The following is a 12,624-nucleotide window of genomic DNA, read 5'->3' as shown; positions in this document are numbered from 1 at the left end:
ACGCGGTAGCGACAGCCGGCGCTGGCGCCCGCGTCATCGGGCAGATATATTTCGCATGCGAAACAAATAACCCACCGCATGCCACCCGCCAGACCGCCCCGCCTCATCTTCCTGCTCAACACCGCGCAGCGCCGCCTGCAGCAGCTCGTGGCCGCCGAACAGCTGCGGCTGGCGCATGACAACGCCGACGCACCTTCGCCCGCGCAGGGCGGTCTGCTGTTCGTGCTGCAGGACAGCGACGGCCGCACCATGGGCGAGATCGCGCAGGCGCTGGACCTCGCGCCTTCGGCCACCACCGGCCTGGTGCAGCGCACCGAGGCGCTGGGCTGGGTGCAGCGCGCCACCTGCCCTGAGGACGCGCGCACCCAGCGCGTGTGGCTGCTGCCCGCCGGGCGGAATCAGCTGCCGCTGCTGCGCTCGGCCATCCAGCGCATCAACCGCCGGCTGACCACCGGCTTCAGCCCCGACGAGCTGGCCACCGTGGCCCGCTGGCTGCAACACGTGCAACAGACCGCCCAGGAGCCCGACGCGCCATGAACACCCCACACCCGACCACCGACGAGGCCGTGCCCATCACCTGCGCCGACGGCCAGCGCCTGCACGGCCACTTCATCGCCCGCAGCGGCGGTGCGCCGGACGGCCTGCCGGTGCTCATCTCGCCCGCCACCGGCGTGCGGCAGCACTTCTACCTGCGCTTCGCACGCTGGCTGGCCACGCAGGGCCACGACGTGCTGGTGTTCGACTACCGGGGCATCGGCCTGTCGCTGCACGGGCGCCTGAAAGACTGCCGCGCCACCCTGGCCGACTGGGGCCAGCAGGACCAGGTGGCGGCGCTGGACTGGCTGCTGGCGCGCACCGGCGCCGCGCAGGCCGTGATCGTCGGCCACAGCGCGGGCGGGCAGATGCTCGGCCTGCTGCCCAACCACCACCGCGTCGCGCGGCTGGTCGGCATCTCGGCCTCCACCGGCTGGTTCAAGGCCATGCGTCCCGGCTTCCGGCTGAAGGCCAACTTCGGCATGCGGCTGGTGCTGCCCCTGGGCACCCGCCTCACCGGCTACGGCACCACCGCGCTGCTGGGCCTGGGCGAGAACCTGCCGGCCGGCGTGGCGCTGCAGTGGTCGCGCTGGTGCGCGCGCGGCGGCTACGCCACCAACGCCGTGCGCCACCGGCCCGAGCAGGACTTCCACGCCCAGGTGCGCACGCCCGTGACCGTGCTGCACGCCGAGGACGACGACATCGCCAACGCCGCCACCGTGGCCGACCTCCTGCGCACCCTGCCCGCCGCGCCGCGCCAGGCCCACTGCCTGCGGCCGCGCGACCACGGCCTGCGCCAGCTCGGCCACCTCGACTGGTTCCGGCAGTCGCACCAGAGCGTGTGGCCGCTGATGGCGCAGGCGGTGCGCGGTGAGACACTGGCGGTCGCTGGCGCCCCGTCGGGTGCCGCCGCCAGGGCCCACCCATGACCGTCCCCCCGCAGACCGACGCCACCGACGAGCTGCCGCGCTGCCGCTGGTGCAAAGGCGCCCCCGAGTTCCCGGCCTACCACGACGCCGAATGGGGCTTTCCCGTGGCGGACGACCGGCGGCTGTTCGAGAAGGTCTGCCTCGAAGCCTTCCAGTCGGGCCTGTCCTGGCGCACCATCCTCAGCAAGCGCGAACACTTCCGCCGCGCCTTCCTCGGCTTCGACTTCGACCGCATCGCCGCCTTTGGTCCGGCGGATGTGGAGCGCCTGCTGCAGGACGAAGGCATCGTGCGCCACCGCGGCAAGATCGAAGCCGTCATCCGCAACGCGGCCGGCGCGCAGGCGCTGGTGAAGGAGTTCGGTTCGCTCGGCGCCTACTTCTGGCGCTTCGAGCCCGACCCGGTCACGCTTGCCGCGCCACAGACCGCGTCCACCCACGCGGCCTCGGTCGCCATGGCCAAAGACCTCAAGAAGCGCGGCTGGGTGTTCGTCGGCCCCACCACCGCCTACGCCTTCATGCAGGCCATGGGCCTGGTCAACGACCACGAGCTGGGCTGCCATGCGCGTGCCAAGGTGGCCGCGGCCCGCAAGAAGTTCAAACCGCCGATGGCGCGGCCCGCCTGAGGCCGCTCAGCGCCTCTCAGCGCGACAGCGCCATCCGCAGGCCCAGGCCCACGAACACCACGCCGCTCACCCGGTCCAGCCACAGGCCCGCGCGCGGACGGCGCTGCAGCCACTGGCCGATGCCGCCGGCGAACCAGCCCAGTGCACCGAACAGCACCGCCGCCTGCAGCGTGAACACCACGCCCAGCATGGCCATCTGCAGCGGCACGTTGCCATTGGCCGGCACCACGAACTGCGGCAGGAAGGACAGAAAGAACAGCACCACCTTGGGGTTGATGGCGTTTGCCAGCATGCCCTTGAAGAACTGCCGCGCCGCGGAGTCGGCGGCGGCGGGCGCGCCGCTCTCGGCCGGCAGGCCCAGCCCGCCCCGGCTGCGCAGGGCGTTGATGCCCAGCCACACCAGGTAGGCTCCGCCCAGCCAGCGCAGCGCGGTGAAGGCCACCGGCGATGCCGCCAGCACCGCCGACACGCCCAGCGCGGCCAGCACCGTGTGGCTCAGGCAGCCAGTGGCGCAGCCCAGGCCGAAGGCCATGCCCAGGCGCCGGCCTCTGGAGGCGCCGACGCTGAGCACCATCAGGTTGTCCGGTCCCGGCGTGGCGGTGAGCAGGATGGCGGTGAGCAGGAAAGGCAGGACTTGGGCAAGCGTGGGCATGGCGTTCGGGTCGGTTGCGCGTTCGGGCAAAGCCTCAGATTGTCGGTTCAGTCGCGGTGGTGACGCCCCTCGCAGGCAGGCGCTGGCGGTGAATGGGCACCCCCGACCCGCTGCGCTACGCTCGGGCATGCCCTCACCGACCACCCACCCCGCCGATCCGGACAACCTGGCCGGTGCCAGCCAGGGCCTCTCCTCGGCCACGGCCGCACAGCGTCTGGCCGAAGACGGCCCCAATGCCCTGCCCGGCGGCCAGCGCCGCAGCCTGCTGTCCATCGCGCGGGACACGGCAAAGGAGCCCATGTTCCTGCTGCTGCTGGCGGCGGGCACGCTCTACCTGGTCTTTGGCGACCTGCAGGAAGGGCTGACCCTGTTCGGCTTCGTGCTCGTCACCCTGGGCCTGACGCTGTACCAGGAGGGCAAGACCGAACGCGCCATCGAGGCCCTGCGCGACCTGACCAGCCCGCGCGCGCTGGTGGTGCGCAACGGCGTGGCGCAGCGCATCGCCGGGAGCGAGGTGGTGCGCGGCGACCTGCTGCAGCTGAGCGAAGGCGACCGCGTGCCGGCCGACGCCTTGCTGCTGTCGGCCGATGGCGTGCAGGCCGACGAGTCGCTGCTGACGGGCGAGCCGGTGCCCGTGGCCAAACGGGCCGCCCTGCCCCACGAAAGCGCTGCGCCCGCGGGCGACGGTGGCACCCAGGGCCACCGCCCTGGCGGCGACGACCTGCCCACGGTCTACGCCGGCACGCTGATCGTGCGCGGGCAGGCGCTGGCCCAGGTCACGGCCACGGGCGCGCGCAGCGAGATCGGGCGCATCGGCCTGGCGCTGGGCACGCTGGACAACGAACGATCCCCGCTGCAGCGGCAGACCACCGCGCTGGTGCGCCGGCTGGCCCTGCTGGCGCTGCTGCTCAGCCTGACCCTGGTGCTGGTGCACGGCATGCTGCGCGGCGACTGGCTGCAGGCCGCGCTGGCCGGCATCGCGCTGGCCATGGCGATGCTGCCCGAGGAATACCCGGTGGTGATGACCGTGTTCCCCGCGCTGGGCGCGCGCCGCCTGTCGCGCGAAGGCGTGCTCACGCGGCGCATCAACGCCATCGAAACCCTGGGCGCCACCACGGTGCTGTGCAGCGACAAGACCGGCACGCTGACCGCCAACCGCATGACGGTCACCCACCTGGCCGCGGGCGGTGCCGCGCTGCGGGACCGGCTGGCGCTGGACACGCTGGGCAGCGCACCCCTGCCAGAAGCCTTCCACACGCTGGTGGAGTACTCGATCCTGGCGAGCGTGGTGGAGCCGTTCGATCCGATGGAGAAGGCCTTCCACCAGCTGGGCGCGCGCTTCCTCGCCGACACCGAACACCTGCACCACGACTGGCGGCTGGTGCAGACCTATGCGCTGAGCCCGGCGCTGCGCGCCATGTCGCATGTGTGGATGGCGTCGGACGGCGGCGCGCAGACGGTGGCCGCCAAGGGCGCCCCCGAAGCGGTGATGGACCTGTGCCACCTCGACGCGGCGAAGCGGGCGCACATCGCCGCGGTGGTGGACGGCCTGGCCGCTCAGGGCCTGCGAGTGCTGGCGGTGGCCAGCGGCCGGTTCGAGGGCGAGGACTGGCCCGCGAACGAACACGACTTCGACTTCACGTTCGTCGGCCTGCTGGGTCTGGCCGACCCGGTGCGCCCGCAGGTGCCGGCGGCGATTGCCGAGTGCCGTGCGGCAGGCATCCGTGTGGTCATGATCACCGGCGACTACCCCACCACCGCGCTGACCATCGCGCAGCAGGCCGGCCTGGCCACATCGCTCACCGCGGACGACGTGCTCTCGGGCGACGAGATGGCCTCGCTCAGCGATGCCGCGCTGCAGGCGCGCATGGCGCACGTCAGCGTGTGCGCGCGCATCGCGCCGGAACAGAAGCTGCGCATCGTGCAGGCGCTCAAGGCGCGCGGCGACATCGTGGCCATGACGGGCGACGGCGTGAACGACGCGCCCGCCCTGCGCGCCGCGCACGTGGGTGTGGCCATGGGCCTGCGCGGCACCGACGTGGCGCGCGAGGCGGCTTCGCTGGTGCTGGTGGACGACGACTTCGCGGCCATCGTGCGCGCGGTGCGGCTGGGGCGGCGCATCTTCGACAACCTGCGCAAGGCCATGTCCTACATCCTGGCGGTGCACGTGCCGATCGCCGGCATGGCGCTGCTGCCGGTGCTGCTGGGCTGGCCGGCGCTGCTGTTCCCCATGCACATCGCGCTGCTCGAACTCATCATCGACCCGGCCTGCTCGGTCGCGTTTGAAAACGAACCGGCCGAGAGCGACCTGATGCAGCGACCGCCGCGCGACGCCAGCGCGCCGCTGTTCGGAGGAGCCACCTTGTGGCTGGCGCTGCTGCAGGGCCTGGGTGTGCTGGCAGCGGTGCTGGGGGCCTTTGCCTGGGCGGCGCCGCGCCTGCCCGAGGAAGAGGCCCGTGCATTTGCCTTCGCGACGCTGGTGGTGGGCAACCTGGCGCTGATCCTCTCCAACCGCTCGGCCACCGAACCGTTCTGGGTCACGCTGCGCACGCCCAACCGTGCGCTCTGGGTCGTGGTGGGGCTGGCCCTGTCGCTGCTGCTGGCCGCCCTGTATGTGCCCTGGGCCGTGGCGGTGCTGCGCTTCGCGCCGCTGCCCTGGCACGAACTCGCCGCGGCCGGTGGGCTCGGCCTGCTGAGCGTGTTCTGGTTCGAGGCCATCAAGCGGGTCCGGCGCGGGCGGCGGGCGCAGCGCTGACCGTCGCAGGGACATTTGGCGCCCCGCAAAGAAGCACGCTACACTGCGCGCCTGCTCCGGGGTGCACGGGCCTGCCAAGGCCCGGCGCTGAGATGGTGTGACACACCGAACCCGTGAACTTGATCCGGCTAGTACCGGCGAAAGAAGAGCGTTGCCTTGAAGGACCCGTGGACGGGGTACATCCGTCCACACCCATGGTCCCTCCGGGCGGTCCTCCGGAGCTGTTCGTTTTCGCAACAGCTTTTTCAATCAGGAGACCGCCCGATGAACGCCCCCGACAAGCTCCAGCAGCTGCTCACGCTCACGCGCGAGCCGTTCCCCCAGTCCCGCAAGGTCTATGCGCCTGGCGTACAGCCCGGCGTGCAGGTGCCCATGCGCGAGATCGCGCTGACCAACGGCGAGACCGTCACGGTCTACGACACCTCCGGCCCCTACACCGACCCGGCCGCGGACATCAACATCCGCCGAGGCCTGGCGCCGGTGCGCAGCGAGTGGGTGGCCGCGCGCGGCGACACCGAGGCCTATGAGGGCCGCGCCCGCGTGGCACTGGACGACGGCGGCAAACACGGCGAGGTGGCGGACGCGCGCATCGAAGCCCTGCGTGCCGAGGCCGCTGGCCTGCAGCGCCAGCCGCTGCGTGCCAAGGCCGGCGCCAACGTGACGCAGATGCACTACGCGCGAAAAGGCATCGTCACGCCCGAGATGGAGTACATCGCCATCCGCGAGAACGGCAAGCGCGAGTGGATGAAGGAATACCTCGGCGACGCCGAGCGCGAGGCGCGCCTGCGCGGCAACGGCATGGGCGCGCGCATCCCCGACGTGATCACGCCCGAGTTCGTGCGCGACGAGGTGGCCCGTGGCCGCGCGGTGATCCCGGCCAACATCAACCACCCCGAGTTGGAGCCGATGATCATCGGCCGCAACTTCCTGGTGAAGATCAACGCCAACATCGGCAACTCGGCCGTCACCTCGTCCATCGAGGAAGAAGTCGAAAAACTCGTGTGGTCCATCCGCTGGGGCGGCGACACGGTGATGGACCTGTCCACCGGCAAGAACATCCACACCACGCGCGACTGGATCGTGCGCAACTCGCCCGTGCCCATCGGCACGGTGCCCATCTATCAGGCGCTAGAGAAAGTGGGAGGCGTGGCCGAGGACCTCTCCTGGGAAATCTTCCGCGACACGCTGATCGAGCAGGCCGAGCAAGGGGTGGACTACTTCACCATCCACGCCGGCGTGCGCCTGCCCTTCATCCACCTCACGACGAAGCGCCGCACCGGCATCGTCTCGCGCGGCGGCTCCATCCTGGCCAAGTGGTGCATCACGCACCACAAGGAAAACTTCCTGTACACGCACTTCGACGAGATCTGCGAAATCATGAAGGCGTATGACGTGACCTTCTCGCTGGGCGACGGCCTGCGCCCCGGCTCGGGCGCGGACGCCAACGACGAGGCGCAGTTCGCCGAGTTGCGCACGCTGGGCGAGCTCACGCAGATCGCCTGGAAGCACGACGTGCAGACCATGATCGAAGGCCCCGGCCACGTGCCCATGCACATGATCCAGGCCAACATGGACGAGCAGCTCAAGCACTGCCACGAGGCGCCGTTCTACACGCTGGGCCCGCTCACCATCGACATCGCACCGGGCTACGACCACATTGCCTCGGCCATCGGCGCCGCCATGATCGGCTGGATGGGCACGGCCATGCTCTGCTACGTGACGCCCAAGGAACACCTGGGCCTGCCGGACCGAGACGACGTGAAGCAGGGGATCATTGCCTACAAGATCGCGGCCCACGCCGCCGACGTGGCCAAGGGCCACCCGGGTCAGCGCGCGCGCGACGACGCGATGAGCAAGGCGCGCTTCGAGTTCCGCTGGCGCGATCAGTTCGCGCTCGGCCTGGACCCGCAGACGGCCGAGGCGTACCACGACGAAACGCTGCCCAAGGACTCCTCGAAGGAAGCGCACTTCTGCAGCATGTGCGGGCCGAAGTTCTGCAGCATGAAGATCACGCAGGACGTGCGCGACTACGCCGCGGCGAAAGGCCTGAGCGAGGAACAGGCCCTGGCCGACGGCATGGCGCGCAAGAGCGAAGAGTTCAAGGCCGTGGGTGGCGAGTTCTACGTGCCGGTGGATTCGCTGACGAAAAAGGGCTGAGACATGGCGCGCATCGGTATCGCGGGCGCCGGCCTGCTGGGCCGGCTGCTCGCCTGGCAGCTGTCGCCTGATCACGAGGTGACGGTGTTCGACCCGGCCAACGGACCAGAGGCCCGCAGCGACGGCCTGGGACCGGCGGCCTTCACCGCAGCCGGCATGCTCAGCCCGCTGGCCGAGCTGGACAACAGCGGCCCCGCCATCGCGGCGCTGGGCTGGCGCTCCATGGCGCTGTGGCGCGAGATCACCGACGCCCTGGCCCGCGCAGGATCGCCGCGTGTGGGCGCCCTGCCCGCCGCCTGCGGCAGCTGCACGGGCTGCTCGACCAACCCCGGCACCGGTGAGGAAGCGGCGCTGCAGCTGCGCACCCTGGGCAGCCTGCTGGTGGCGCACGGCAGCGACCTGGGCGCGGCGCAGCGCGTGCTGGCGCGCCTGGCGCAGGCACCCGACCTGGCCGGTGTGGTGCAGACCCCGCAGCGGCTGGACCTCGGCGCCCTGGCCGCGCTGGAACCCGCCATCGACCCGCGCCTGCACGCCTGGCTGCTGCCGGGCGAGGGCCAGATCCTGCCGCTGCAGGTGCTGCCCGCGCTGTGCGCCGCCGCACGCGGCGTGCGCTGGCGCTGGCGGCACACCGTGGCGTCGGTGGGTGCGGGCCGCATCGCGCTGGACGACGGCGGCGAAGAGCGCTTCGACCTCGCCATCGACGTGCGCGGCACGGGTGCCCGGCCCGAGCTGCCGGTGCGCGGCGTGCGCGGCGAGGTGGTCTGGCTGCAGGCGCCCGGCGTGCCGCTGCACCGGCCGGTGCGATTGCTGCACCCGCGCCACCGCGTCTACATCGTGCCCAGGCCCTGCGACCACATCGTCATTGGTGCCAGCGAGATCGAGAGCGAGGACCGATCGCCCGTGAGCCTGCGCAGCGCGGTGGAGCTGATGGCCGCCGCCCAGAGCGTGCTGCCCGAGCTGGCCGAGGCGCGCATCGTGCACCTGGAGACCAACCTGCGCCCCGCCCTGCCCGACAACGAGCCGCGCATCGACCACCAGGACGGCCTGCTGCGCATCAACGGCCTGTACCGCCACGGCTGGCTGCTGGCGCCCGCGCTGGTCGAAGACGCCCTGCGGCAATGCTTCTCCCCCGTCACAACATGCTGACCTTCAACGACCTCACCCTGCCCTGCCCCGAGGGCCTGACGCTGGCCCAGCTGCTGGACGAACGGAGCATGGACCCCGATACCATCGCGACCGCCGTGAACGGCGCCTTCGTCCCGCGCGATCAACGCGCCACCACCGTCCTGCAGCCCAACGACACCGTGCTGACCTTCCAGGCCATCGTCGGCGGCTGACCCCCTTCACCGAACCCGGAGACCCCACCATGTTCCGCACCCTGCTCAAGTCCAAGATCCACCGCGTCGCGGTGACCCAGTGCGAGCTGCACTACGAAGGCTCCTGCGCCATCGACGAAGACCTGCTGGAGGCCTCGAACATCGCCGAGAACGAACAGATCCACATCTGGAACATCAACAACGGCGAGCGCTTCATCACCTACGCCATCAAGGGCGAGCGCGGCAGCGGCATGATTTCGGTCAACGGCTCGGCCGCGCGCCGCGCCTCGGCGGGCGACCTGCTCATCATTGCGGCCTTCGCGCAGGTGCACGAGGACCAGGTCGCCACGCACAAGCCCAAGCTGGTGTTTGTCGACGAGCACAACCGCGCGAACGGCTCGCGCGACCACGTGCCGGTGCAGGCACAGGAACAGGCGAAGTGAACACCGCCGACCTGGCGCAGCGCAGCCTGCGCAGCGTGTGGCACCCCTGCACACAGATGAAGCGCCACGAGGCCCTGCCGCCCGTGGCCATCGCGCGCGCCGAGGGGCCGTGGCTGTACGGCACCGACGGCCGCCGCTACCTGGACGCGGTCAGCTCCTGGTGGGTCAACCTGTTCGGCCACAGCCACCCAGCCATGCGCGCCGCGCTGGCCGACCAGATGGCCACGCTGGACCACGTGATGCTCGCGGGCTTCACCCACGCGCCGGTGGTGGAGCTGTCGGAGCGGCTGTCGGCGCTGACCGGCCTGGGCCACGCCTTCTACGCCAGCGATGGCGCCTCGGCCACCGAGATCGCGCTCAAGATGAGCGCACACTTCTGGCGCAACAGTGGGCGCCCGGCCAAGAGCCGCTTCGTCGGCCTGGCCGGCGGCTACCACGGCGAAACCGTGGGCGCGCTGGCCGTGACCGACATCGCCCTGTTCCGCGAGGCCTACGCGCCGCTGGTGCGGCTGGCCGCCACCGTGCCCAGCCCCGACCGGCGCGGCATCGGGGCCGACGCCGCCGCAGATGCATTGGCCGACTGGCTGGCGCAGCACCACGAGACCACGGCCGCGCTGATCGTGGAGCCGCTGGTGCAGTGCGCCGCCGGCATGGCCATGCACGATCCGGCCTACCTGCGCCAGGCGCGTGCGCTGTGCGACCGTCACGGCGTGCACCTGGTGGTGGACGAAATCGCCACCGGCTTCGGCCGCACCGGCACCCTGTTCGCGCACGAGCAGGCGGGCATCCGGCCCGACTTCCTGTGCCTGTCCAAGGGCCTGACCGGCGGCACGCTGCCGCTGTCGGCGGTGCTGACCACCGACGCGGTGTACAGCGCCTTCTACGACGACGACGTGGCGCGCGGCTTCCTGCACTCGCACTCCTACACCGGCAACCCGCTGGCCTGCCGCGCCGCGCTGACCACGCTGGACCTGTTCAAACAGGAAGACGCGCTGGCCCGCAACCGCCGCACTGCACAGGCGCTGGACGCGCTGCTGGCACCCCTGACCGCGCACCCGCGGGTGCGGCACGCCCGGCGCCAGGGAATGATCTGGGCCTGGGACATCGAGACGCCACTGCCCGACTTCGCGCGCCGCTACCAGGGCCACGCCCTGGCGCGCGGCCTGGTGCTGCGACCCATCGGCAAAACGCTGTACTTCATGCCGCCCTATGTGCTGGACGACGAAGCGATGCAGCACCTGGCCCACGGCGCGCTGGCCGCGCTGGAGGCCACCCTCAGCGAGGAACCCCGATGACCGCCTTCTTCGTGACCGGCACCGACACCGGCGTGGGCAAGACCTTCGTGAGCTGTGCGCTGCTGCACGCGATGGCACGCCGCCACCCGCGCGTGGTGGGCATGAAGCCGGTGGCCGCGGGCCTGGTTCAGACGCAGGACGGCTGGGACAGCGAGGACGCCATCGCCCTGCGCGCGGCCTCCACCGTGCGGGTGCCGCCCGCGCTGGACAACCCGGTGCGCCTGCCCGACCCGCTCTCGCCGCACCTGGCGGCCGAGCGCGCAGGCACCCGCATCGACATCCACCACCTGGTGGCCTGCCAGCGCGAACTGGCGCAGCACGCCGACGCCATGGTGGTGGAGGGCGCGGGCGGCTTTCTGGTGCCGCTCTCGCCCGAACACACCGGCGCCGACCTGGCCCAGGCCCTGGGCCTGCCGGTGCTGCTGGTCGTGGGCCTGCGCCTGGGCTGCCTGAACCACGCGCTGCTGAGCGCCGAGGCCATCCGCGCGCGCGGCCTGCCGCTGGCCGGCTGGGTGGCCAACCGCATCGACCCGGGCATGGCAGCGGCGGACGACAACATCGCCTTCCTGCGCCAGCGCCTGGGTGCGCCGCTGCTGGCCGACATCGCGCACAGCGCCGCACCGGACTTCCGCACGGTGCCCATCGAACTGCCATGACACACACACCATCCGCCAGCTCCTGGCTCGACGAGATCCCCGCCCGCATCGCGGCCCTGGACGCCGCCCACCTGCGCCGGCGCCGCCGCGCGGTCGAACCCGCGGGCGACAGCGCGGGAGGCGCCGTGCTGCGCGTGGACGGGCGCGAGATGCTGGCCTTCTGCAGCAACGACTACCTGGCCCTCGCCGGCCACCCCGACCTGGCCGACGCGGCCTGCGAAGGCGCAAGGTCCTTCGGTGTCGGCGCTGGCGCTTCGCCCCTGGTCAGCGGCCACAGCACCGCCAACGAGGCGCTGGAGCGCGAGCTGGCCGCCTTCGTGGGCCTGCCGCGCGCGCTCTACTTCTACGCCGGCTACGCCACCAACATCGGCATCGTGCCGGCCCTGGTGGGCGACGGCGATGCGATCTTCTCGGACGCGCTCAACCACGCCTGCCTGATCGACGGCGCGCGGCTCTCGCGGGCGCGCATCCACCGCTTCGCCCACACCGACCTGGCCGACCTCGCGAGCCAGCTCACCGCCAGCACGGCCCGCCGCAAGCTGGTGATCAGCGATGCGGTGTTCAGCATGGACGGTGATGTGGCCGACATCCCCGCGCTGCTGGCGCTGTGCGAACAACACGACGCCCTGCTGCTGCTGGACGACGCGCACGGTTTCGGCGTCTGCGGCCCGCAGGGGCGCGGCAGCCTGGCCGCCGTGGGCCTGACCGGCGACAGCGCCTCGCGCCGCGTGCTCTACATGGCCACGCTGGGCAAGGCCGCGGGCGTGGCCGGCGCCTTCGTGGCCGGACCGGACGACCTGGTGGAATGGCTGCTGCAGAAAACGCGCAGCTACATCTTCGCCACCGCCGCCCCCGCCCTGCTGGCCTGCGCGCTGCGCAGCAGCCTGCGCCTGATTGAACAGGGCGACGACCGCCGTGCGCAGCTGCGGCGCCTGATCGCCCAGCTGCGCGAGGGCCTGCAACCGGTGCTGGCGCGCAGCGGCTGGCAGCTCGGCCACTCGGACACGCCCATCCAGCCGCTGCTGATCGGTGGCAACGCCGAGGCACTGGCCGTGATGGAAGGCCTGCGCGAACAAGGCATCTGGGTGCCGGCCATCCGCCCGCCCACCGTGCCCGAGGGCACGGCGCGGCTGCGCATCGCGCTCTCGGCCGCCCACACCGACGAGCACATCCACCGGCTGGTCCAGGCGCTGGACCGGCTCGCCCCCGCATCGGCATCCAAGCCCGCACCCATGCCCGCAGCGTCCTTGCCAGGAGCCTGAAC

Annotated in this window: 12 protein-coding genes and 1 riboswitch; of the genes, 11 read left to right on the top strand and 1 reads right to left on the bottom strand. The window is 71.7% G+C overall.

Annotated features, from left to right (window positions below; translation table 11 throughout):
• The first annotated feature begins 78 nt into the window (after positions 1-78).
• Genes HPS01S_RS12350 through HPS01S_RS12340 form a run of 3 tightly spaced genes read left to right on the top strand, consistent with a single transcriptional unit; the run spans position 79 to position 2,086 of the window.
• The gene (locus tag HPS01S_RS12350; protein ID WP_066156268.1) at positions 79-537 is read left to right on the top strand and encodes a MarR family winged helix-turn-helix transcriptional regulator; all 459 of its coding nucleotides are present in this window, start codon (positions 79-81) and stop codon (positions 535-537) included.
• Positions 534-1,463: an alpha/beta hydrolase family protein gene (locus HPS01S_RS12345; protein ID WP_066156263.1), complete on the top strand. Its 930-nt coding sequence runs from the start codon at positions 534-536 to the stop codon at positions 1,461-1,463. The genes HPS01S_RS12350 and HPS01S_RS12345 overlap by 4 nt, the downstream gene beginning before the upstream one ends.
• Complete coding sequence (locus HPS01S_RS12340) at positions 1,460-2,086, top strand: DNA-3-methyladenine glycosylase I (protein WP_066156260.1); 627 nt, start codon at positions 1,460-1,462, stop codon at positions 2,084-2,086. Before HPS01S_RS12345 ends, HPS01S_RS12340 begins: the two co-directional genes overlap by 4 nt.
• Before the next feature lie 16 nt (positions 2,087-2,102).
• Here the strand turns inward: HPS01S_RS12340 and HPS01S_RS12335 are convergent, their stop codons facing one another.
• Positions 2,103-2,738, bottom strand: coding sequence for a LysE family translocator (locus HPS01S_RS12335; protein WP_066156258.1), 636 nt, complete (start codon positions 2,736-2,738; stop codon positions 2,103-2,105).
• 127 nt (positions 2,739-2,865) lie between these two features.
• Between HPS01S_RS12335 and HPS01S_RS12330 the strand changes: the two genes are divergently transcribed.
• The 8 genes from HPS01S_RS12330 (at position 2,866) to bioF (ending at position 12,622) form a co-directional block, all read left to right on the top strand.
• Positions 2,866-5,493 carry a cation-translocating P-type ATPase gene (locus tag HPS01S_RS12330; protein WP_066156255.1) on the top strand — a complete coding sequence of 876 codons (2,628 nt, stop codon included), beginning with the start codon at positions 2,866-2,868 and terminating at the stop codon, positions 5,491-5,493.
• A 47-nt stretch (positions 5,494-5,540) separates the two neighbouring features.
• A riboswitch (TPP riboswitch) is annotated at positions 5,541-5,656 on the top strand.
• Positions 5,657-5,757: 101 nt separating this feature from the next.
• Complete coding sequence (gene thiC, locus HPS01S_RS12325) at positions 5,758-7,650, top strand: phosphomethylpyrimidine synthase ThiC (protein ID WP_066156253.1); 1,893 nt, start codon at positions 5,758-5,760, stop codon at positions 7,648-7,650.
• Positions 7,651-7,653: 3 nt separating this feature from the next.
• Complete coding sequence (locus HPS01S_RS12320; RefSeq protein ID WP_066156250.1) at positions 7,654-8,796, top strand: FAD-dependent oxidoreductase; 1,143 nt, start codon at positions 7,654-7,656, stop codon at positions 8,794-8,796.
• Entirely contained in the window at positions 8,790-8,987 is a 198-nt protein-coding gene (gene thiS, locus HPS01S_RS12315) for a sulfur carrier protein ThiS (protein ID WP_066156248.1), read from the top strand. The genes HPS01S_RS12320 and thiS overlap by 7 nt, the downstream gene beginning before the upstream one ends.
• 29 nt (positions 8,988-9,016) lie before the next feature.
• On the top strand, positions 9,017-9,409 hold the full coding sequence (gene panD, locus HPS01S_RS12310) for an aspartate 1-decarboxylase (protein ID WP_066156245.1): 393 nt from the start codon (positions 9,017-9,019) through the stop codon (positions 9,407-9,409).
• Positions 9,406-10,704: an adenosylmethionine--8-amino-7-oxononanoate transaminase gene (locus tag HPS01S_RS12305; RefSeq protein WP_255284210.1), complete on the top strand. Its 1,299-nt coding sequence runs from the start codon at positions 9,406-9,408 to the stop codon at positions 10,702-10,704. The genes panD and HPS01S_RS12305 overlap by 4 nt, the downstream gene beginning before the upstream one ends.
• Entirely contained in the window at positions 10,701-11,360 is a 660-nt protein-coding gene (gene bioD, locus HPS01S_RS12300; protein WP_066156243.1) for a dethiobiotin synthase, read from the top strand. The genes HPS01S_RS12305 and bioD overlap by 4 nt, the downstream gene beginning before the upstream one ends.
• The gene (gene bioF, locus HPS01S_RS12295) at positions 11,357-12,622 is read left to right on the top strand and encodes an 8-amino-7-oxononanoate synthase (protein WP_066156240.1); all 1,266 of its coding nucleotides are present in this window, start codon (positions 11,357-11,359) and stop codon (positions 12,620-12,622) included. The genes bioD and bioF overlap by 4 nt, the downstream gene beginning before the upstream one ends.
• Positions 12,623-12,624 lie beyond the last annotated feature (2 nt).

This window comes from Hydrogenophaga pseudoflava NBRC 102511 (assembly GCF_001592285.1).
Lineage (GTDB): Bacteria > Pseudomonadota > Gammaproteobacteria > Burkholderiales > Burkholderiaceae_C > Hydrogenophaga > Hydrogenophaga pseudoflava.
The sequence above is the reverse complement of the archived record's forward strand: the minus strand, read 5'-3'. Positions and strand labels throughout refer to the sequence as shown.